This window comes from Dictyobacter aurantiacus (assembly GCF_003967515.1).
Classification (GTDB): domain Bacteria; phylum Chloroflexota; class Ktedonobacteria; order Ktedonobacterales; family Ktedonobacteraceae; genus Dictyobacter; species Dictyobacter aurantiacus.
In genome coordinates this window covers 3,335,214-3,354,938 of record NZ_BIFQ01000001.1, presented here as the reverse complement: position 1 = coordinate 3,354,938, position 19,725 = coordinate 3,335,214, and the positions used below count along the sequence as shown (strand labels likewise).

At 50.4% G+C, this 19,725-nt stretch carries 21 protein-coding genes and 1 tRNA gene; 10 read left to right on the top strand and 12 right to left on the bottom strand.

The window, feature by feature from the left end:
* Nucleotides 1-105: 105 nt before the first annotated feature.
* The 5 genes from KTT_RS13525 to KTT_RS13505 form a co-directional block, all read right to left on the bottom strand.
* Complete coding sequence (locus tag KTT_RS13525) at nt 106-1,983, bottom strand: HEAT repeat domain-containing protein (RefSeq protein ID WP_126596467.1); 1,878 nt, start codon at nt 1,981-1,983, stop codon at nt 106-108.
* A complete protein-coding gene (locus tag KTT_RS13520) occupies nt 1,980-2,573 on the bottom strand; it encodes an RNA polymerase sigma factor (protein ID WP_126596466.1) in 594 nt (197 codons plus the stop codon). The genes KTT_RS13525 and KTT_RS13520 overlap by 4 nt, the downstream gene beginning before the upstream one ends.
* 206 nt (nt 2,574-2,779) lie before the next feature.
* A complete protein-coding gene (locus KTT_RS13515) occupies nt 2,780-3,991 on the bottom strand; it encodes a sensor histidine kinase (protein WP_126596465.1) in 1,212 nt (403 codons plus the stop codon).
* A 19-nt stretch (nt 3,992-4,010) separates the two neighbouring features.
* A complete protein-coding gene (locus KTT_RS13510) occupies nt 4,011-4,781 on the bottom strand; it encodes a response regulator transcription factor (protein ID WP_126596464.1) in 771 nt (256 codons plus the stop codon).
* Nucleotides 4,782-5,159: 378 nt separating this feature from the next.
* Nucleotides 5,160-7,226 (bottom strand): tRNA uridine-5-carboxymethylaminomethyl modification enzyme MnmG/GidA, encoded by a 2,067-nt coding sequence (locus tag KTT_RS13505; protein WP_235845703.1) that lies wholly within the window; start codon nt 7,224-7,226, stop codon nt 5,160-5,162.
* 190 nt (nt 7,227-7,416) lie between these two features.
* Between KTT_RS13505 and KTT_RS37410 the strand changes: the two genes are divergently transcribed.
* Nucleotides 7,417-7,551, top strand: coding sequence for a hypothetical protein (locus tag KTT_RS37410; protein WP_268904506.1), 135 nt, complete (start codon nt 7,417-7,419; stop codon nt 7,549-7,551).
* Nucleotides 7,531-7,613 (top strand) — tRNA-Leu (locus KTT_RS13500). The genes KTT_RS37410 and KTT_RS13500 overlap by 21 nt, the downstream gene beginning before the upstream one ends.
* Nucleotides 7,614-7,798: 185 nt before the next feature.
* Here the strand turns inward: KTT_RS13500 and KTT_RS13495 are convergent.
* Genes KTT_RS13495 through KTT_RS13485 form a run of 3 tightly spaced genes read right to left on the bottom strand, consistent with a single transcriptional unit; the run spans nt 7,799 to nt 10,965 of the window.
* On the bottom strand, nt 7,799-8,797 hold the full coding sequence (locus tag KTT_RS13495) for a tyrosine-type recombinase/integrase (protein ID WP_126596463.1): 999 nt from the start codon (nt 8,795-8,797) through the stop codon (nt 7,799-7,801).
* A 12-nt stretch (nt 8,798-8,809) separates the two neighbouring features.
* Nucleotides 8,810-10,729: a magnesium transporter gene (locus tag KTT_RS13490; protein WP_126596462.1), complete on the bottom strand. Its 1,920-nt coding sequence runs from the start codon at nt 10,727-10,729 to the stop codon at nt 8,810-8,812.
* Nucleotides 10,729-10,965: a hypothetical protein gene (locus tag KTT_RS13485; protein ID WP_126596461.1), complete on the bottom strand. Its 237-nt coding sequence runs from the start codon at nt 10,963-10,965 to the stop codon at nt 10,729-10,731. Before KTT_RS13485 ends, KTT_RS13490 begins: the two co-directional genes overlap by 1 nt.
* A gap of 158 nt (nt 10,966-11,123) precedes the next feature.
* Between KTT_RS13485 and KTT_RS13480 the strand changes: the two genes are divergently transcribed.
* Entirely contained in the window at nt 11,124-11,324 is a 201-nt protein-coding gene (locus KTT_RS13480) for a hypothetical protein (protein WP_126596460.1), read from the top strand.
* A gap of 445 nt (nt 11,325-11,769) precedes the next feature.
* Here KTT_RS13480 and KTT_RS13475 read toward each other — a convergent pair whose 3' ends face one another.
* From KTT_RS13475 to KTT_RS13460, 4 genes are all read right to left on the bottom strand, one after another.
* A complete protein-coding gene (locus KTT_RS13475; RefSeq protein WP_126596459.1) occupies nt 11,770-12,858 on the bottom strand; it encodes an ATP synthase subunit B family protein in 1,089 nt (362 codons plus the stop codon).
* A 72-nt stretch (nt 12,859-12,930) separates the two neighbouring features.
* Nucleotides 12,931-13,332: a hypothetical protein gene (locus KTT_RS13470; RefSeq protein ID WP_126596458.1), complete on the bottom strand. Its 402-nt coding sequence runs from the start codon at nt 13,330-13,332 to the stop codon at nt 12,931-12,933.
* A gap of 18 nt (nt 13,333-13,350) precedes the next feature.
* Entirely contained in the window at nt 13,351-13,848 is a 498-nt protein-coding gene (locus tag KTT_RS13465) for a lytic transglycosylase domain-containing protein (protein WP_126596457.1), read from the bottom strand.
* Between the two features lie 263 nt (nt 13,849-14,111).
* Nucleotides 14,112-14,324: a hypothetical protein gene (locus KTT_RS13460; protein WP_126596456.1), complete on the bottom strand. Its 213-nt coding sequence runs from the start codon at nt 14,322-14,324 to the stop codon at nt 14,112-14,114.
* Nucleotides 14,325-14,726: 402 nt separating this feature from the next.
* On the opposite strand from KTT_RS13460, the gene KTT_RS13455 reads away from it, so the two are divergent.
* The 7 genes from KTT_RS13455 (at nt 14,727) to KTT_RS13425 (ending at nt 19,428) form a co-directional block, all read left to right on the top strand.
* Nucleotides 14,727-15,569, top strand: coding sequence for a helix-turn-helix domain-containing protein (locus KTT_RS13455; RefSeq protein WP_126596455.1), 843 nt, complete (start codon nt 14,727-14,729; stop codon nt 15,567-15,569).
* 48 nt (nt 15,570-15,617) lie between these two features.
* Nucleotides 15,618-16,715: a hypothetical protein gene (locus KTT_RS13450; RefSeq protein ID WP_126596454.1), complete on the top strand. Its 1,098-nt coding sequence runs from the start codon at nt 15,618-15,620 to the stop codon at nt 16,713-16,715.
* A 345-nt stretch (nt 16,716-17,060) separates the two neighbouring features.
* Entirely contained in the window at nt 17,061-17,261 is a 201-nt protein-coding gene (locus KTT_RS37680; protein WP_126596453.1) for a type II toxin-antitoxin system HicA family toxin, read from the top strand.
* Nucleotides 17,262-17,289: 28 nt separating this feature from the next.
* The gene (locus KTT_RS13440) at nt 17,290-17,478 is read left to right on the top strand and encodes a type II toxin-antitoxin system HicB family antitoxin (protein ID WP_126599613.1); all 189 of its coding nucleotides are present in this window, start codon (nt 17,290-17,292) and stop codon (nt 17,476-17,478) included.
* A 430-nt stretch (nt 17,479-17,908) separates the two neighbouring features.
* Nucleotides 17,909-18,451 (top strand): hypothetical protein, encoded by a 543-nt coding sequence (locus tag KTT_RS13435; protein ID WP_126596452.1) that lies wholly within the window; start codon nt 17,909-17,911, stop codon nt 18,449-18,451.
* Between the two features lie 94 nt (nt 18,452-18,545).
* Nucleotides 18,546-18,734: a type II toxin-antitoxin system HicB family antitoxin gene (locus KTT_RS37675; protein ID WP_126599611.1), complete on the top strand. Its 189-nt coding sequence runs from the start codon at nt 18,546-18,548 to the stop codon at nt 18,732-18,734.
* A 253-nt stretch (nt 18,735-18,987) separates the two neighbouring features.
* Nucleotides 18,988-19,428 (top strand): hypothetical protein, encoded by a 441-nt coding sequence (locus KTT_RS13425; RefSeq protein ID WP_126596451.1) that lies wholly within the window; start codon nt 18,988-18,990, stop codon nt 19,426-19,428.
* Nucleotides 19,429-19,725: the final 297 nt, after the last annotated feature.

The following is a 19,725-nucleotide window of genomic DNA, read 5'->3' as shown; positions in this document are numbered from 1 at the left end:
TCCACTGTTCAGTAAAAGCGTAGCTACGCTCCAATGGAAACAGTGGCGCAAATGATAAGGGGCCTGAGTGACATATAGTACTCAAGCCCCCCTTGGTTTATCCGACTACACCGATGTCCACACCTGGGCGGTTGCCTGCCCGCCCTCCCCACCGTCAGCGGATACGATCATTTTGCCATCAGGTGACCAGGCTAGTGATGTGATCTCGCGCCCCCCACCCACAATATGACCGGTATATTCAGCGACTTTCTTCCCCAGAACCACATCCCATTCGGTAAGTGAACCCGCGGCTAAAGCAATATGTCTGCCATCAACAGACCAGATCAGCGCTGTTGCTCCTACTAAGCCATGGCTGGGGTCCTGATATTGAAGGGTAGAGAGCGTCTGGCCGGTAGTGCTCTGCCAGATCAGCATGGTACCGTGATTATCATCTGCTGAGATGATCTTTTCTCCGTCCGGTGACCAGGCAAACACACTTCCCGTATTCTGACTCACAAGTTTGTGCGTTGCGACACTGTAGACCAGCACTTTCCCATCATCATCAAACGCCAGGTACTTGCCGTCAGGGGACCACCTCACGTGCCGAATATAGCTCACAGGATTGCTGGGGATAGAGAAAACAATCTGCCTGGTCTGCGGATTCCATACCTGTACGCTAAAACCATAAGCCTTGCCGTTGGCCGCGGAGGCGATCAAGCTACCATCGGGCGACCAGGATGAGTCATAAATGAGATCATTGGCGGACGGCGTCTGACCCGCCTGGATCTGTGGAGTATAGACCCCCAGCGATTGTCCACTGTTCGCATCCCACAACTGCGCATTGGCGCCCGAACCGACAATGAAACGGCCATCGGGCGACCAGGCAACAGCGGTCACATCCCCTGCCGGTGAGTTGGCATAGGTAATCGTGTTCTTTCCTGTGGTTGCGTCCCAGGATTTGATGGTATTATCTACCATCACGATCCGTTTGCCATCGGGCGACCAGGCAACAGAAAAAACGCTACGATACGGGCTGTCATAAGTATATACCGTTGAGACCTTCCTGTTGCTAGCCGGTGTTGGCGAGGGGGAAGGAAGCCTGGTTGCAACCTGGGTAGCTACGCTTCCTGGATGACCGCCATGCGCGGTCTCGCTACCTGTAAGCTGTCGCTGCTGCAGCAACACAACCCACGCAAACACAACAACTATCACTACGGCAAAAACCAGGCCGGTCATAATTGCCCTTCGCCTGGGTCGTGGCTGCCGTACAACGTTTCGCGGTAGAAGATGAGGCTCAGGGATAAATGGCGTTTGTTGCTTCATATGTTCTCCTTGTATATGCTGGGACCTCCTCCAGCCAGGCCAGAAACCGAATAATTTTTGTGCTAACCATCCGGAGGACTTTACAATGGTTTGATGTAACGGTGCATGTTCCTCGCTTCCCTCTGACGCAAGGGATAAGGTCACGGCTGATGATAGAGAAGCGGTAGACGCCTCGGCCTCAAGGCGCTGAAGCGCATAGGACGCGGCTTCACGTACGGTATTGTCTGGATCATAGAGGGCCATCTGGATAAACTCGAGGGACGCCTGAGAACCTTGTTCGGTCAAAGCCAGGACGGCCTTTTCCCGGACCTGCCATTCTGGATCGTGCAACGCCTGCACAAGCAAAGGCATTGAGAGGTCCATTTTGATACGTCCCAGCGCATAAATGGCAGCGGCTCGTACCGAGACATGCTCATCTCCTGCCACCTGCTCGAGAAGTTTCATGAATGTGGGATCGCCCCATCCTCCCACTTCCTGCACGGCAGCGGCTCGTACATACCAGTCAGGATGAGAAAGGTTTTTGAGCACTTTACTTCTCTGTGCTGGCCGAGTTTGTTGCTGGTCTAAATCCAGTCGATTGAGAACACCCGAGAGCAAAGATGGGGGCACGGATACCTCATCATCCCATACAGGATGACGTTGGTGCTCGTGTTGCCAATCAGACGAGTTGTGGCTATTCATTGTGCTCCTCCCCTATTACCCTTCTGTTGCATTGCTAAGATCTTGCGCAAAAGTGAGAGACCGCGATGTAAGTTCGACTTGACCGTGCCCATAGGCAGCTGCTGCATCTCCGCAATTTCACGATAGCTAAATCCAGCGAAATAGTAGAGATTAATGGCCTCTCGATACTGAAGTGGTAACGTCATGAGCAAGGCTTCAACTTCGTGGCGTGACTCTTTCCTTTCAAAGAGATAATCAGGCTGACAGATCGCCTCATCCGCGAACTGTGTATATCCATCCTCTTCCTCCATGTCGAGTTGAATAAGCTGAAGCTTTTCCTGGCGTAACCGCTTGTAAAAGATGTTCAACGCAATCTTGTACAACCAGGGTTGGAGCACCAACATTTTGATGCGCTGCGAAGGATAGTTCGCGATGGCAAAGTAGGCCTGGATAAAGGCCTCCTGCGCAATTTCTTCGGCATCCTGTACATTTCCTGTCTGACGTAGTGCAAATCCATAAAGGTGGGGCTGATAATGTAATACAACCAGGTGGAAATTACTTTTTAAATCGGCTGCAAGCAATGTCACTAAATCAGCATTCTGTTGATGCATATCAATCCTTTGTGCCTTTCACACCAGCGGTTGAGTTTCTGCTTGCTATAATCCAAAATAGATTGAAAATGTTGCAGTAAAGGAGGGGAGAAGTGTAGAGGATTATTCCAACCCTGGCGGAGGTGAGATTTTGGAGCATAGCCTCCTACGCATCCCTGCTTCTTTCTAACAAGAAACAACAGGGAAGCGAAAAGAGGCTGACGAGCTTACAGTGGTGCATTATCATGATACAGGGGCACGGTAAAGTAGAAGGTGGTACCTTTGTTCACCACGGTATCAAAGCCAATGGTGCCACCATGCTGCTCCACGATCAGCTTGGCGATCGAGAGGCCCAGTCCATAGCCGCCCATCTTGGATTGCTGGCTGTGATTGGACTGATAGAAGCGCTCAAACACATGGTGGCTATCTTCAATGGGTATGCCATAGCCCGTATCAGTGACGGAGATCATCTCGAAATGCTCATCATGCTGACGGGCGCTGATCGTCACCACACCGCCCGGTGGCGTGAACTTGATCGCGTTCGCCACCAGGTTGTTCAAGACCTGCTTAATACGCTGGGGATCAATATAGAGCGCGGGCACATTTGAAGGGATATCCATGTGCAGCGCCACCTCGGCCTTGAGCGCCTGTGGCTGCAAGCTGCGCGCCACCTGGCGTACCAGGCTCAGCAGATGCACCTCTTGCTGCTTCACCTCAAACTGGCCCAGGTCTGAACGCGTCATAAACAGGATATCTTCAACGATTGAGATCAGCTGCTGCACCCCTTCCTGGGTATAGCCCAGGTACATGCGCTGTTCCTCATTTAACGCGCCCATGTGACCCTGTAAGAGCAGATCAATAAAGCCGTGCACAGAGTTTAGGGGGGTGCGCAGCTCGTGTGAGACCATCGAGACGAAATTTGAGCGCACCCGATTGGCAACTTTTAGTGCCGACATGTCGCGCGCCGCGAAGACAGCGTACGAGGATGCATCATCCAACGTGATCGGGTTGACGCTGGCGGATACCTCGTACAGATGATCGGGGTCCATCCCCACAATAAGCTCTTCATTGGGAAGTGGACTTCTTTGTTCCAGAGCCCGCACCAGGGGACAGCTTGAGGTGCCGCACAGAGCCATACGATTGAGGTTTTTGCAGCCCAGCACCTCGGTACAACGATGCCCTACCGTATTTTCTAGCGGCACTCTCAGCGTAGCGGCCGCGGCAGGGTTGAGATACGCAATGTGGAAATGCGGCGTGAGTACAAGAATAGCATCTAAAGTAGTCTGGATAGCAGCTTCTATCGCATGATCTCGCTGCTCCGCCAAAGCACTGATCGCTTCATCATCCTCGCCGCTTACACCAGACGATGAAGACGCCATCGGTAAAGATAGATCAGTTGTTTCTTCGACGTGTGCTTGTTTTTGAATACGCTTCCGCAACCTGGCCCAACCTTTCCCCCTATTTCACAACAAACTTATATCCAATACCTCGCACTGACACAATGTGCTGGGGCCGATCAGGATCGACCTCAAGTTTCATACGCAACCGGCGTATGTAGACGTCTACGATATTACTATTATTTTCGTTATCATTCCACACATCAGCCAATAACTGGTCCCTATTTACTACCTGACCAGAGCTAGCCATCAGAGCACGTAACACCTGCATCTCGGTCGGGGTTAAAGTAATGGGAGCGCGCCCCCCCACGACAACCTTGAGTTCAGCAGGAAACAGCTCGATAGCTCCCCCGCGAATACTTTGATTCCCTACTTTTCCATTTTTCTTGATGCGTCGCATCACCGCCTGCACACGAGCTACCAGTTCCTGGTGGTTATATGGCTTACAGATATAGTCATCTGCACCAATATTAAACCCATGGAGCTTGGCTTCAATCGTGTCCTGGGCGGTCATAAAAATAAGTGGAATCTCGTAACCCTCTGAGCGCAACTTCTCTGAAAACTCGAAGCCGCTGATATAGGGCATCGTCACATCGAGTATCAGCAGATCCGGCTCGCGCTTCTGAATCATTTGCATGGCTCCACGCGGGTTGTCGGCCGTTTCGACTTCATACCCTTCTTTACTGAGAACGAACTGGACCAGCGTGTTCGCGAACCGATCGTCATCAACGACAAGAATGTACACAGTTTTCCCCTCTTCTTGATACCTTAGCTTGCCGCGCACCCCCTGTAGATTATCTCTCAATAGATGGCAATGCCATGAAATCAACATCAATAGAGAACCTACAAGTATGAGTCATCCCGAACTTTTGAAAAAGTTCCCAAAACTGGGGGTGCAGGGGCCTCCCTGCCGGGGTGTGGGGACTTGAGCATGCTCCCAGCATGCTCGCCCACGCCCCGGCAGGAGGGCTAGCCGCCCTCCTGCACCTCCCGATCTGGGAGCGCGGAACCCATCTTTCGGATTTTTGAAAAATCCGGGATGACTCATATATGGTAGGTACCCGCAAAGGTACCAATTCTTAACAGTTTATGAGCGTATAAGAACCATTGGCGCATGTAGGGGGGAAACACACACCTCTGGTTCTATTGCGTATTGATACATTATTAATGAGTAATATGTGTGTATGTTACACGTTCAATGCTTGTAGTGTCAAGACGAAGCCTTTAATGCGCGTAGTTTTTCCAATTGGATCATCAAGATAGCGATGTCTGCTGGTGTGACGCCCTCTACCCTGGAGGCCTGTCCAACCGTTCGGGGTAGGGTCCGCATCAGCTTCTGACGCGCCTCGGTACGTAAATGAGGGATGGCCTGATAATCGATGGTATCGGGGATACGCATCTCTTCCAGGCGCTGGGTGCGGCGTACCAGTTGCTCCTGCTTGCGGATATAGTTCTCGTACTTGACCTGCAGATCTACCTCTTCAGCGGCATCCTCTTCCAGCAGAGGCAGCTGCTCTGACGAGATAAGGTTGGCGGGATCATCAGCGTTAGCGATGCGCTCCTGCTCGACGCGCTGTTGCAGCTGAACTACCTGTTGATAGCCTACCTCCGGGCGGCGCAAGAGTTCGCGGCCGGTCATCTTCTGTCCCAGTGGCGCGATACCAACCTCCTGCGCGCAATTTTCAACCATACGGGAAGAGTTGAAACTGACACCATCCAGGCGACCAAGTGCACTGGCAATGGCGGCTTTTTTCTGCACTACCTGGAAGTAGCGCTCTTCATCGATCAGACCCAGACGATAAGCGTGCTCGCTCAGGCGCAGGTCGGCGCTATCGGGACGTAGCAAGAGACGATGCTCGGCGCGCGAGGTATGCAGGCGATAGGGCTCGCTCATCGGCCGCGTTACCAGATCGTCGATCAGCACCCCGATATAAGCCTCGTGACGTCCTAGCACAAACGCCTCGTCACCGGAGGCCGCCAGCGCGGCATTGATGCCCGCCATAATACCCTGAGCGGCCGCCTCCTCATAACCAGATGTACCATTGATCTGACCGGCCAGAAAGAGTCCGCTGACCGGCTTGGTCTGCATGGTCGGCAACAGCTGGTCGGGGGGAACATAATCGTATTCGACCGCGTACCCGACACGCATCATCTCGGCGTGTTCCAGTCCTGGAATCGAATGCAGCATCTCCAGCTGCACATCCTCCGGCAGACTGGTATTCATGCCCTGCACATAGATCTCGCCGGTGCGCCATCCTTCAGGCTCCAGAAAGATCTGGTGCGAGACCTTGTCCGCGAAGCGCACGATCTTGTCCTCAATCGAAGGACAATAGCGGGGACCAACCCCCTCGATTACGCCGGTATATAGGGGAGAGCGATGCAGGTTATCGCGGATCACCTGGTGGGTGCGCTCGGTGGTGCGTACCAGGTAGCAAGGCAACTGGGGGCGCCAGCCATGCAGATCTTCGTCAGTCACCGGATAGATAGGATTCGGCCGTCCACCCGGCAGCTGCACATCTTCTCGGGCCGCGCGATCGCGCGAGAAGTAGAGCGGCACACGGCTGCCCGGCTGTAGCTCGGTCTTGCTATAATCGACGGTACGGGCATCGATGCGCGGCGGTGTACCGGTCTTAAAGCGCCGCACCTGTAGTCCCAACGACTGCAGCGCATTCGAGATCCCCAGGGCCGGACCCTCACCGGCGCGTCCTCCCGGCTGCGTCTTCTCTCCCACCACCAGCCGACCGTTAATAAAGGTACCTGTTGTCAGGATGATCGAGGGAGCCTCGTAGCGCCAGCCATTATTGGTCACCACGCCGGTCATCACCGGGCGACCATCGCTGCCGGTATAGCTAAGCAGTTGTGAAATGGTAGCCTGTTTTAGCTCCAGATTGGGCTGGCTCTCCAGCACAAACTTCATCGCCAGGCGATACGCCTGCTTATCACACTGAGCACGCAGAGCCTGGACGGCGGGACCCTTGCTGGTGTTGAGCATGCGGATCTGGATAAATGTGCGATCGGTATTGCGGCCGATCTCACCACCCAGAGCGTCGATCTCCTTAATCAAATGGCCCTTGGCCGGTCCACCCATCGACGGATTGCAGGGCATCAAAGCCACGCTATCCAGATTCATGGTCAGCAGTAGCGTCTTACGGCCCATGCGGGCGCTGGCGAGGGCCGCCTCACAGCCGGCATGGCCGGCGCCTACCACAATAACGTCATATCTACCCCGCACCAGCTGGTCGGGAAACATAGTGTTGCTCTCAGTGCCGTTACTCATAGTATTTTTTTACCTGGTTGATTCCTTATGTATGAATGATTTTTCACTCCTGCACGACTCGTATTATGCCCTAGATGCCTACCCTCGTCAATATTAGAGGCAAGTAACTCGTAATTTCTACCAGAAAGTCCAAAAGCAAGAATACATGCGCCGCCTCTTCTTGTGTTATCTAAAAGGCGAAATAGGGCGAATGGTCACAGGAGAAGAGGTTAACAACGCCACAAACTCTTCAGAAGCGCCAAAACTCGCGCCAAAACTGATTGACGGGCAGCCTGAAGCATGGTACTATCAATATACCAAATCCGGGGCGATGGCGGAATGGTAGACGCCGGAGACTTAAAATCTCCTGTCCGCAAGGACGTGAGGGTTCGACTCCCTCTCGCCCCACTCCTCTCTACAAGCGCTTCTAGAGCCACTTCACAAAATCACCAATCACCAAAAAAACAATGCAGAAGACTTTATTTTTGGCATTTTTTCTAAAGTCTCCTGCACTAGCAAAACGACTCTAGCGCAGGAGACCGCAATATCTCCTGCGTTAGAGTACAACGAAAATCTAAGCTAATATGATCTAATTATTCAGCGTCAGTCTCCTTGTTTTTCTTCCGACGAGGCTTCTTTTTCCCCCTAAGATTGAGGTCCCCAATAGGCGAATAAGTAGAGTGTTCCTGGCGAGCTTCACCGCTATGGAAATCTTTCAAATACAGTTCTGTTATCTGAACAGTGCTATGCCCCATCTCACGCGAAAGCTTGAAAATCTCACCGCCACGCTTAAGGTAGTACTTGGCGAACGTGTGGCGGAAAACATGAGGGGAAACACGCATATTCTCAAAACCGCATTCACGCTTGATATTATGAATAATGTTACTCACACCACGATTCTTCAGAGGTTCACCGTAGCGGCCAGTAAACAAAGTCTGCTCATCAGGATCAGCAACTTTACGGTATTTATGAATATATTTCCATATCAGCTTACCAACCTCGGGATGCAAGCCGATCTCGCGTTCTTTTCGTCCTTTCCCGAAGACTTTCACGTAGCGAAATTGGCTATCAATATCGGAAAGCTTCAGGCCGCACAATTCAGAGAGCCGCATACCAGTATCCAGGAACACCAGGAGGAGCACATAGTTACGGAAACCCTCAGGAGTAGACTGATCGCAAGAGGCCAACATCTTCTCTATATGCTCAGGTGTAAAGGTAGGAACAATATATTCAGGAGCTTTAGGCTGAACCAGGCGGCTAGCAGGGTTAGTATCTAGCAAATCCTCTTCCATGCACCAACCAAACAGCCGCTTTATAGAACGCACATAACCACGTACCGTAAAGGCCGAAAGGGTCTTCTCCTGGGTGACCATATAGGGATTATTCGCGCCCGCCTTTGTCTCCATAAGGCGCTGGACAAACCGGCGCAGATGAAAAATTTTGATCTGCTCAATCTCAACAACCTTCTCCTCTTCTTCAAGGGACCGAGCAAAGAGTGTCAGGCGCTTACGATAGAACCCTATAGCCTGCTCAGTCAGGCCACGAATTTTACAGTCAACAAGAAATTGCTCAATAACCTCAGATAATTTCATGCCAATCACCCCCTAAGCAATATCAGTCAAATCATCATAGTCAGTGTCTACGCCGTTTTTCTTGCCCGTCTGTTTGCGCGGAGAGCGCAACTCATCAAAGACCGTATCGATCTCGGACCAGTCAGACGGGGCCAGGTCAACGCCGTAGTATTTCCGCTCCTCATCCAGCTGGAGCGCCGTGACAAAGCCATAGGCCAGGCGCTTTTTCCAGACCTCTTCACAGTAGACCCGTTCCTTTTTCTTGTCGTAGTCCCGCATCTTGCGCAGCACCCACAGAGCATCAGAATAGAGGTCAGGTTGCCGGACCCGCTGACCCGTAATGCTGCTCACCTCGCCGATCTCATCGGGCGGAGCCAGGGCGACCGCCGACCGAAACGCCCCGGCCAGCAGAGCAATGAGACTGTCTAGCTTTGCCATGCGCCGATCTTGCTTGACCAGGCGCGTACGCACTTCTTCAAAGGATCGGGGTGAAAGGTGGTCGAGCAGTTCGGCCACCTGATCAGGAGAAAGCCCGGCCAGGGCAGAGCGGGCCAGATCGCGCAGCACTTCCACCGAGACATCGCGCAGGCTCTCTTCCAGGGCCGCATATTGTCTACCTGCCTCAGCCATGCGCAGCTTGCCCGGCAATTCAACGACGTAGTTGAGGAAGGCCACCGAGAGCAGACAGCGCGACCAGGTTACGGGACCTTCATCAGAGCGCACCAGCTGGAGCAAGTCTTCATCCGACCAGCAGAACACGTGCTGCAGTTCGTCATCAATGCGGATATATTCGGCCTGTTTGATCACCTGCAGGGGCTTCTCTTGAATGACCTGCTGGATACGGTTTTCCTGTTCGCCCGCTGGATCAGCGGTGCAGGTTTCCAACTGGACACTATAGGCTCGCTGGACCAGTTCCCACACCGGATGTGTTGGCAGCCTGGAGGTATTCGAGTCGCTGGACTGTTCGAGATCCACAAAGCGGAGCCACTCTTCCGTGGCATACTTCCAGAGTGTCTCAAACATCGCGATCACCGTGAATGCCTCATTAAGATCATATTGGTTGAGAAACTTACGCTTGAAGCGGAACTCAATACGCCAGATCTCCGAGACACCATCCCACCCGTTTGAACGCCAGATGGCCTCAAACCACTGCTTTTGATGTTTCTTGATTTCTAATGTCTTGTTGTAAATTTGGGCTGAGAGGTCGGAGGCATGAGAGCCAAAATCGAGCGTGGCAATGCGTCGGTGTGTCGTGCGCAGCGCAGGCTGCAAAAAGAGTTCCTGTTCAAGTGTGTGCTTGTCCTGTTCAATCTGCTGCTGCACCTTGGCATAGCCCAGGTCAGAAAGCCCGCCCTCTTGTTCCTCATTGGTCGGAGGGAGCGGCCGGTCACTGATGTTGGTGACGCGAGAGACGAAGGGGAAGCGGTCAGGATCATGGATGCAGAGCGTTGAGAAATCGAAGCCCTGCAGGTCCAGGCATAAGTGTATCTCAGAGGCTTGTTGATGGAACAATTCACCCATGAACGCATGCAGCATAGCTTCAGTGGCTACAATGGATTGTTCCGGCCCGATCATGTGGAGCAGGTGCGAGGAAAAGCGCGCCTGGCAGAACACATTCCCCTTGAGGGTGCCATAGGACATGTTGATCTTCACATCATCAGAGTAGAGCAGCCAGGACCAGGGACTTGACCCATGCTCACGCATCATCAAGGTTTGGCTATAGGCCTCATCTCCTGCCCAATAGGTGAAAGTGAGCGAGGTTGGCACGTGGGCATGCTCTTTGCGGGCGGTCTTCTGCCACTCATCCAGCTGGTTGGCGATATGGTCAGGGAGCGGCTGACCATTCGGGCGGCCGTCCGATCCCAGGAACTTAAAGTTCACGAAAAAGGTATCCGCATTGTGATTGACTGCTTTCAATTCCACTGGTGACACGAGGAGTGTATCTTTTCCCATCAAAGCACCTCCTGTTCTTCGGATTCTTCCTCATCCAGTACAAGCGAAAGCCCATCGGTCCATCGAGAGATGACATCACCAGGCGCGGCCACTGCCACATACGAGGCATGTTTAAGCCGGTTTCTATGCATCAGATGAAGAGCGGCCAGCAGAGGAGAAGATGCCTCAACCTCGTCAACTATCGGGAACTCAGAAGACGGCCAGAACCGCCAGAGGGCCACATCATACATGCTCATACGTTCACCCCCAGGAAAGAAAAGAGAGAACAAGAGCAGGTATTTTGCACCCCACGTGTTACTGGTTTCGTGGGGTGCAGTTTGCTATTTCCCCATCCGGAAAACCTGCTTGTTACGTGTAGAAGAGGATACTTACACAAAACGCGAGGAAGGAAACTATGAGAATAAACAAGAAAACACGCTTCTATCTTTGGGCTTTTAGTGCTATTTTCTTCTTTGCTGGGGCAGCAGAAGCATTTTATTGCGTGATTACAGCGAACAGGAGCTATGTCTTCTTCTATGTGATACTTGGTATTTGCGGCCTGCTTATGAGCAGTTTCTATGTTTTTCTGCTCATTCGAACGGGGAAAGATCTTTAGAAGAGGGCACACACACGTCAAGGCGGTCTCGCGGCTAGCGTCTCCACCTTTTGCGGCCCTGCTATGCATTCCATGCCGAGGCGAGAGGATATACTGAGGAGCGCATAAGATACCCTCTCGCCTCGCCATTCCAAGCGTAGCAGAGCCTTCAAAGGTAGTACGCTTGCTTCGCACCGCCGCAGTGCGGGCGTGATCGTTGTCGGGCGTTGGGGTACGTGCCTCGGCTCCTGGATGCCTGAGGGCTGTTTTGGCGTCCGTTTCGTGGGCCGTCGTGGTAGCCGTGAAAACGATGCTGTTGGGTGAACGATCAGCCATAGACAAGGCTCCTTTCTGTTATGTGTTGGATGAGGGGAGAAGGCCCGGAACACGGGAGCGACGGGCGCACCTTATGAGCCGGGCGGTTGGCGCGTGGCGCGAAAAGATTTCAGAGAAAAGAGAGATAACGTTACTGATCGAGTCGACGCATACGAGATTTTGTTGGCTCGCTGAGTTCGGGCGTGTTGGGTGCGCGCCGATGCGTGAGAATATCTTTGAAGACCTGGCGCTTCAATTCGGCCAGAAATTCGGCGTCCTCCTTTTCCTGTTGAACCTTGATCTGCAGCAACAGGATATCCGCTTCTGCTTTGGCCTCGATCGTTTTGCGCTCGCCTTCGGCTTGCGCGATCTCGCGATAGATCGCGCCCTTTTCGCGCTCGCCACGGGCGATCAGCTTGAGGGCGCTGCCGTCCACTTTGGCGAGGAAGAAGGCGGTCGAGGCGTCACCCAGGATGAAACCAGCGACACGCGAGGCGATGAATACATAGAGAATCGTCATGTTGGCGTCGTGACTTTGGCCAATCACGTGCAGCAGGAAGGCGGTCTGGCTGATGATATTGATCAGCGCGAAGACCAGCCACATGCCCGTACCTAACCAGACCTCGCCCTCCTCACGCTTGGAAACAATACCGCCGGACTCGCGCTTTTCCTCCAGATCGCGCCGTTTGATAGCAACCCCGAAGGTGACAAACATCATAGCCAGGTCGATGAAGAGCGCACCACCGGCAATCACATAATCGGCCGTGTCACCAGCTGGCACCAGGCGTGTCAGCACATAGGCCACCTCCGAAGTGGTCAGAGCCACGAAAGCAATCGGCCCCAGGAAGAGCCAGAACTTGAGGAGGAAGAGCATAAACCGCTCATGGGAGGGACGGCCGAACTTCGCCCCCTCGACCAGGTTCATACGCCGAACGCGCAGCTGCTCAGGTGTCATCAACGAGGTATTCAGGCGTGGGCTGGCCGCTGATTGAGTCTCAATAGTATAATCTGCAGGCAGCGCCTCGGTACTGGTTGAGGGAGCCGCCGGACGAGGAGAGCGCGGAACCGCAGCCCCGGCTCCTGGGTCCTCATCATTGCTAAAGGCCGAGCGCAGCCGACCGAAGATGCCCGGCCGAGAAGTGCTCTGTCCCTGGGAAGCCTGCGCGTATCCGGTCGCCGTGTTCTCTTCAGCCAGGTTAGGAAATGCCTGTGTGTTGGAAAAGTTCTGTGCGTCATCCATGAGAGGAAACCTTTCTGCTCAGAGAGCAAGGAGAGCGGCTATCCCGGCCAGGGACAGCCGCAACAGCATCAACTATTCGTCGTCATCTTCGGGAAGGCCAAGGTCGCGTAAATTAGTGACCTGGGTGCGGATCTGCAGAATAGTTTGTTTGTCGCCGGTATTCTTGTCTTCGATCTCGCGCTCACCAGCGGTCTGGCTGACAAAGGTGACCTTGACCTTGTGACCGGCCAGATCATTTTTGAGGGTGTGAATCTCGATGTCACGTCCCTTGTCATCCTTGCCCGGTTTCGCCTCAACCAGGTCCTTATACTGACGGTCATTGCTGCGCAGCTGGCAGGAGTAGACGCGACCATAGCGAGGGTCAGTAATCTCCATCGAGAGGAAATGCCACTGCTCACCAGCGCGAGGGCCTTTTTCGATGGTTCCACCAACGGGACGAATGCCATTGACCACACCTGTTAATACTAGGGCCATAGGAGCACCTCTTCTTTCTTAGTTGTGTTGTTCAGACAGAATGACAGTGATATAGTTTTGTGTTTCCGCGGGAAGGCAGCGTTGCCATTGTGATCGACAGTGATCAACGGCCGTTTTAACCGCACCAGGGCCAGCGTTATAAGCAGCTAGAGCCGCCGCATAATTGCCGTGGTACTGCTTGTTGTAGGTCGCCATAAGATGAGCCGCCCCTTTGAGGGCTTGCTCAGGGTTCCAGGGATCGATACCAAGCGCACGAGCGGTCGCAGGCATGAACTGTGCAATCCCTTGCGCACCAGCAGGAGAGAGTGCACGAGGATCAAACTTGCTCTCCTGCTCAATCTGCCGCTCAAAGAGATCGGGAGAAATGCCTGCATCCGTCGCCGCCTGGCGAGCCATCGAGACATAACTGGTGACGGTAGCGTGTGAGCTTGACTGATGTTGTGCTGTTGCCTGAAACGAGGGATACAGCAAGGCCGCAGCCACAATCACCAGCCCGATAAGAAGCAGTTTGCGCATAGAACCTTTTCTGGCAATACTTGCCCTGGCAGGTCCTATGTGAGAGAATCACAGGGAGGACCTAGCCAAACTTCGCAGTGCAACTAGCTACTCGAACTGTTGGGTTAGGTGTACCAGACCTAGCCCAACATCCCTACTTATGCGTTTTCCGTTTCCGCTTACAATCCGTACAGACATAGATCAGATATGGACCCACCTTGACCTCAACCAGGCGGACCCCGCTTCTATCACAGTCAAAGCAACTACGCATAGGCTAAAGCTCCTTAGCGGCGAGGACGTGCATAGACTTCATCCTCATCCAGATAGCGGCTGACAACCTTCGGATATCCACGCTGGACAGGCTGTGTGTGAATGCCCTGAAAATGTGTGTAGTGTTTGCGTGTTTGCGCGGATGCCAGATAGAAACCACCGAGCAAACCAGCCACACCACCGACCAGTACCGAAATGATCAACCAGGGCAGCATTACAAAGAACATCCTCTACTCCTTTTGCTATGCGACTAATTCACCAGTAGTCCGGCCGCGGCGAAGCGACGCGAATGTGACAACATTGGAAGGGTATGTTTCGAGAAAGGCATCGAAAAATGCTGTAGAGCATGAGCTGCATAGGTACTCATCAATTTGCGAGGGGTCAGGTACGAACAAGACATCTAATGGCATGCACTCTTGCTGACAGCACGCGCACCGACAACTCTTCAAGTTCTTGCCTCCTTGCTTGATATGTCTCATACGTCACTTTCATTACTAACATTACTGACAAAAGTAATTATGCCATAATAAATCTTGTGTTGTCAATACTTACATCACTAACATTGCAAACATATCTGAAAAAATATACAATATTGGAGGATACTGAAATTCGTATTCAGGGAGGAAGCAATGCCTAGATACCAGCCACCAAAGGGATACTACACCTCGACACAGGTGAAAGAGATATTGAATATCAGCGGAGCCATGATCGCCAATTATGTAGAAAAGGGCAAGATCAGACACGTTGTTCCTCCTGGAAGGAAACATGGATATTACTTGAAGAAGGATGTAGACGCTCTGGCCAGAGAGTTAGAGACATTCTTCAAACTTGAGGAGGAAACCGAAGCCGTCTACTTTACGACGGCCCAGGCAGCTGACATCCCCGGATGCATCAAACTCAATCGTGAGCTGTTTACCACGAGCACCAGCGAGAGCGATGCACTTCTAGCAGAGAAGTGGACCTCATGGATACAGAAAAATCCTCAGGTGGTCTATGTGCTTAAGAGAGGCGAAGACGTTGTAGGGATCGCCACGATCTTACCGCTCAAGCCAGGCTCGAAGAAATTCGAGAAGGTCTTGATGGCTGACACGTCCATCCTCCTGGGTGACGTGGACATATCAGCCAATGATATAGAGGAATACACGCCAGGCAATAAGGTGCAGCTGTACCTTGCTGAAATCGGCATCAAACCAAGTCTGCACAAAGACCTCAGAAGCAAATATGGTGCTAAACTCATCTCTAATTTCATGGATGCCATAGTCGATCTCGGTAAACGAGGAGTTATCGTCGAGAGGATTGTATCAGTCGGAGCCACCCGCAGCGGGGTCAGACTGCTGCAGCACTTTGGATTTAGTGAGATCATCTTCCCGCGGGAAGATACCAGAGTGTTTGTCATTGACATGAAGAAGTCTGGAGCACCAATAACGCAAGCTTATAGAGAAGCTTATCAAAATTTTGCCGGTCAAAAATAAAAGCCATAATCTTTTATACTTATTATACTGGCTATATTGGAGGGAACCATGGCCTTTGATCGTACAAATATCCAGCGAGAACATAAACTGGCCAATCTTTTGGATCAGTATGACTCTCAACTCAATGAACGAGAGCAATTGCCGGATAACCTACTGTTAGACCAGGCGTGGAAACTATTGCAAGAAAGGCTTAACCAACCAACGTTAGATGAGGAGGTTGTTCACCTCGGAATTATCCTTTGCCATAAATTAAAGGAGAGAGAAACCCCTATCCATTTTCTCTCTCGTTACCTAACGCAATCGTTACCTCTTTCAGAGGAAACCTGGGCTAAATGGGAATTGGTAGATCATCTCGCTCTTGCTCACCGTTATGAAGAGATGATAAAAACACAAAAAGATTTCCTCCACTGGGCCTTGCGCAATACTCCTTTGCAAGATATCTGTCGAGTTATGAATGATGCCACACAAGCTCTTGGTTGGGTAGCTTTGGGACAAGGAGAGGAGTGGATGCACATCTTTCATGATCTTCTACCTCAAGTTGAAGCGACTGAGACAAATCGCTTCGATCGATTCTGCTATTTCCGCACCGCTGGAGTGGTCTGCTCAGTGCTAAAAAGGACGGATGAAGTTCTCTCCTTTGGGGAAAGGATTCGTCAGATTGCACAGGAAGATCCCTCGTGGGAAAAGAATTATTATCTGATAGCTGAAGCTTCACACCTTCAAATGAAAGCATATCAGCAACTCGGACGCATCGACGAGTTGCGGCGATTAGGTACCGAAACAGCCCACTTTATCGAAGAACAAAGAGAAGAGTTCGTATCGACGGTTGGTCATTTGCCTGGTGACTTCTGGATTCGATACCACAATCTCGGAGCACAATTCTATTTTGCTGGTCAATATGATCTCGCGATCGCCCAGTTTCGTCGATCTCTGAATGTTCATGAAGGGAGGAGCCATACCTACCTATGGTTGGCAGCTTCATTATGGATTACCACAAAAGATAGGAATGAAGTCCTCTCGTTATTGAGATCTGCCGCACATCTGCATGCAGGTGGAAAATCTTGGCGTGACTACCGTGATTTACCTGAGTTTCAAGATGTTCGCGATGATCCACAATTTTTACAAGCAACGCTTGGTACTGAGTAGCAATGCAACTTATCGCTCAAGAAATATATTACTGTCTGAGGCGCATAACCGAGGGTGAAGCAACACAAGATCGAGGGGCTTTGAGCGTTGATTTAGGATTAAAAGGAGAGAGATAAAAAACCAGGACATTCTAAGTTATTGCCGTATATCAATGGCAGTAAACTGGCTTCTGGAGGGAATTTAGACCTGCTTCTGTTTCCTAAATCGTATGTCGGAGATAGAAGGCAAGAATACAAACTTGGCTCGTAGAACCAAATAAAATCAGCTAATAACAAACACAAAAGGGCAGTAAAAACATTCATCATCCTGTGTTATTATTAGTAAAGGCAAACCGAGGAGTGGTACATGCCTGTAAAGATAAGAGAATTAAAAGCAAAGCTTTCTAGAGTTGGTTTCTTATGGAGACCAGGCAAAGGAAGTCATACCGTGTGGACTCATCCTAATCTGCCAGATGTCCGAGTCACCCTTTCAGGCAAAGACGGAGACGACGCAGAGCGATACCAAATACTACAAGTAAACAATGCGTTGAAAAGATTAGGAGGTTAATGTGTACCCCAATCCAAAGCACTATTCCATGGTTATTCAATGGGATGACGAAGACCAGATCTATGTTGTTTCTGTTCCCGAACTGCCAGGCTGTATGACGCATGGCAAGTCCTACGAGGAGGCAGTACAACAAGGACAAGATGCGATCGAAAGTTGGCTGATGTCAGCCATCGCAGATGGAGCAACGATACCACCACCCAAAATAGTAGCAGCCTAAAAGAAAAAGCACCCGATAGTAAGTAAACCGGGTGCTTCCACTTTAGCGCTAAAATACACAAGCAGCACCTAAATTGACAGTGCAAAAATCTCCTCTGTTGAACAAGATATATAGGAGCTGAAGCAGCCTGTGAAGCCATTTCTAGTGTTGATGAGACTTAAAATCTCCTGTCCGCAAGGACGTGAGGGTTCGACTCCCTCTCGCCCCACTCCTTCTCTTCTCAACGCACTTCCCAGCTATAGACTCACTTGGATTTTGTTTCCATGCACAAAGCTCAGAATAAGACTAATTTTGTTCCAAGCCACTACATTTACGATCGCATGCAGAGAATTATTGAACACCACCTTCAACACGCCCAGGAACTGGGTCGCTGGGCCTTTTCGTTCTCCTTTCCAAAAAAACTAGTGAACCGAGAAAGAATAAAGAGACTATGAAAAAACAAGTGGAAGAAACCCTTGAGTGCTTGATTGGCCACCCATTCTGGGGCGCGGGAAGAGCCCTTAATCTTCTCACCTTTCAGTTTGGCCCTCGTCAATGGAGAACCAGTCGTCGTGGGCAATCATATGAAGTAGGGACCTATGCTTTGCACGTGCAGTGCGCCTGGCGTCTCACCGACGCACAACATATCCTTGTGGCTTCGGGAGACCGCTATTCTGAGCCTACTGAGGAGAGCGAGGAAACGATACAGAACAATGATAGTGAAATCTATACGCATGGCAAAACAGAAAAGACCCTCCTTGATGAGCGGCTCCTCAACTTCTTTCTGAAAGGAGAAAAAACACCATGTCTTGTCCAGGCCATTCGAGCAGATGATTTTGGAGGCTTTACCATCGAACTGAGCCAAAATCATAAACTTACAGCGTTTCCAAGTGCCTCTGACGATACAGAATGCTGGCGCTTTTTTCATCTTAGTAATGAGGATAGCCCACATTTCGTAGTAACTGGTGAAGGTATCGACAATCAAGAGGAATAAAAGTTTGCTTTACATAGAGTGCAATATGCCGCAGTCGTCTTTCAGAAAGCAAACCTAGGAGTTTGATGTGTACCCCAATCCAAAGCACTATTCCATGGTTATTCGATGGGATGATCAAGACCAGATCTATGTTGTTTCTGTGCCCGAGTTGCCAGGATGTATGACGCATGGCAGATCCTACGAAGAAGCAGTACAACAGGGACAAGATTCGATTGAAAGTTGGCTGATGTCAGCTATCGCAGACGGAGCACCCATACCACCACCAAAAATAATAGCAGCCTAAAAAAGCACCCAAAAGTATATAGACCTTGAGAACCTATTAAGAAGATCTGAATAAATACTTCTGTTGATATGAACAAAATATTCAATAAACAAAGGCACCTGGATCGTGTAATCAGGTGCCTTTTACCTTCCGACGATTAGGACGAGAATAAAGAAGCACAGCTGATACAACAAATGGAAATCTTATAAAACCGTCTATAGAGCAAGGTGTAATCACCAATATTATAGGCTATTCAATTGAAAGGGGAAAACAAATGGATATCTTTAAAGAAATAAGAGGAGCCTTATATGAAAGAGACGAAAAAGAGAAGCTAAGGGCTTTACAGATGATAGAAAATCTATTTGAGTATACTGATTTAACCACTTCAGAAGCAAATAGAACAAATTTAATACAGGTTATCGGCTTGCTTATAAATGAAGTCTTGGTAGAAAAGAATAGTGATATAAGAGAAAGTATTCTTTTTAATATTAGCCAGGCTATTACATATAACCATACTATAGCTAGATCTATAGATTGGGAATCACTAGTTGCAAATTTATCAGCATTTGTACCACATGAGTTAGAATATGTGCTTTATTTTTTAGGAGCATCAAAAAATCTGGCATATCTTGCATTAATCAAATCATATCTAAATTCTGATATTTCCTACCTTTCGACAAGTGCTAAGGAAGCAATAAGTGATTTAACATCTTGAACTTTACAAGTCACTAAATTAATAACTAGCAACTAAACCATCAACCATGAGCGAACCAACACAGTACGCCCCATGTGTTACTGGTCTCATGGATTATGTTTTAGTAGTGAAAACGAACAAAATATGTATAACGTGTATTAAGCAGATGCATTAGAAATTAAGGAACGTACGATGCGAACAAAACGACGATTTCCCCTACCCTTATTGCGTATTACTCCCATACTGAACATTATTATGCTAGGGGTCATTACCGTTGAGTAGGGCATTTTTGCATTTATTTATCGAAATCAGGGGAAT

What these genes read in the sequence shown, in the direction of transcription:
- KTT_RS13525 (WP_126596467.1), bottom strand. Translation starts at nt 1,983, where the DNA reads ATGAATAGCCACAACTCGTCTGATTGGCAACACGAGCACCAACGTCAT.
- KTT_RS13520 (WP_126596466.1), bottom strand. Translation starts at nt 2,573, where the DNA reads ATGCATCAACAGAATGCTGATTTAGTGACATTGCTTGCAGCCGATTTA.
- KTT_RS13510 (WP_126596464.1), bottom strand. Translation starts at nt 4,781, where the DNA reads ATGTTGATTTCATGGCATTGCCATCTATTGAGAGATAATCTACAGGGG.
- KTT_RS13505 (WP_235845703.1), bottom strand. Translation starts at nt 7,226, where the DNA reads ATGAGTAACGGCACTGAGAGCAACACTATGTTTCCCGACCAGCTGGTG.
- KTT_RS37410 (WP_268904506.1), top strand. Translation starts at nt 7,417, where the DNA reads ATGGTCACAGGAGAAGAGGTTAACAACGCCACAAACTCTTCAGAAGCG.
- KTT_RS13495 (WP_126596463.1), bottom strand. Translation starts at nt 8,797, where the DNA reads ATGAAATTATCTGAGGTTATTGAGCAATTTCTTGTTGACTGTAAAATT.
- KTT_RS13490 (WP_126596462.1), bottom strand. Translation starts at nt 10,729, where the DNA reads ATGGGAAAAGATACACTCCTCGTGTCACCAGTGGAATTGAAAGCAGTC.
- KTT_RS13485 (WP_126596461.1), bottom strand. Translation starts at nt 10,965, where the DNA reads ATGAGCATGTATGATGTGGCCCTCTGGCGGTTCTGGCCGTCTTCTGAG.
- KTT_RS13480 (WP_126596460.1), top strand. Translation starts at nt 11,124, where the DNA reads ATGAGAATAAACAAGAAAACACGCTTCTATCTTTGGGCTTTTAGTGCT.
- KTT_RS13475 (WP_126596459.1), bottom strand. Translation starts at nt 12,858, where the DNA reads ATGGATGACGCACAGAACTTTTCCAACACACAGGCATTTCCTAACCTG.
- KTT_RS13470 (WP_126596458.1), bottom strand. Translation starts at nt 13,332, where the DNA reads ATGGCCCTAGTATTAACAGGTGTGGTCAATGGCATTCGTCCCGTTGGT.
- KTT_RS13465 (WP_126596457.1), bottom strand. Translation starts at nt 13,848, where the DNA reads ATGCGCAAACTGCTTCTTATCGGGCTGGTGATTGTGGCTGCGGCCTTG.
- KTT_RS13460 (WP_126596456.1), bottom strand. Translation starts at nt 14,324, where the DNA reads ATGTTCTTTGTAATGCTGCCCTGGTTGATCATTTCGGTACTGGTCGGT.
- KTT_RS13455 (WP_126596455.1), top strand. Translation starts at nt 14,727, where the DNA reads ATGCCTAGATACCAGCCACCAAAGGGATACTACACCTCGACACAGGTG.
- KTT_RS13450 (WP_126596454.1), top strand. Translation starts at nt 15,618, where the DNA reads ATGGCCTTTGATCGTACAAATATCCAGCGAGAACATAAACTGGCCAAT.
- KTT_RS37680 (WP_126596453.1), top strand. Translation starts at nt 17,061, where the DNA reads ATGCCTGTAAAGATAAGAGAATTAAAAGCAAAGCTTTCTAGAGTTGGT.
- KTT_RS13440 (WP_126599613.1), top strand. Translation starts at nt 17,290, where the DNA reads ATGGTTATTCAATGGGATGACGAAGACCAGATCTATGTTGTTTCTGTT.
- KTT_RS13435 (WP_126596452.1), top strand. Translation starts at nt 17,909, where the DNA reads ATGAAAAAACAAGTGGAAGAAACCCTTGAGTGCTTGATTGGCCACCCA.
- KTT_RS37675 (WP_126599611.1), top strand. Translation starts at nt 18,546, where the DNA reads ATGGTTATTCGATGGGATGATCAAGACCAGATCTATGTTGTTTCTGTG.
- KTT_RS13425 (WP_126596451.1), top strand. Translation starts at nt 18,988, where the DNA reads ATGGATATCTTTAAAGAAATAAGAGGAGCCTTATATGAAAGAGACGAA.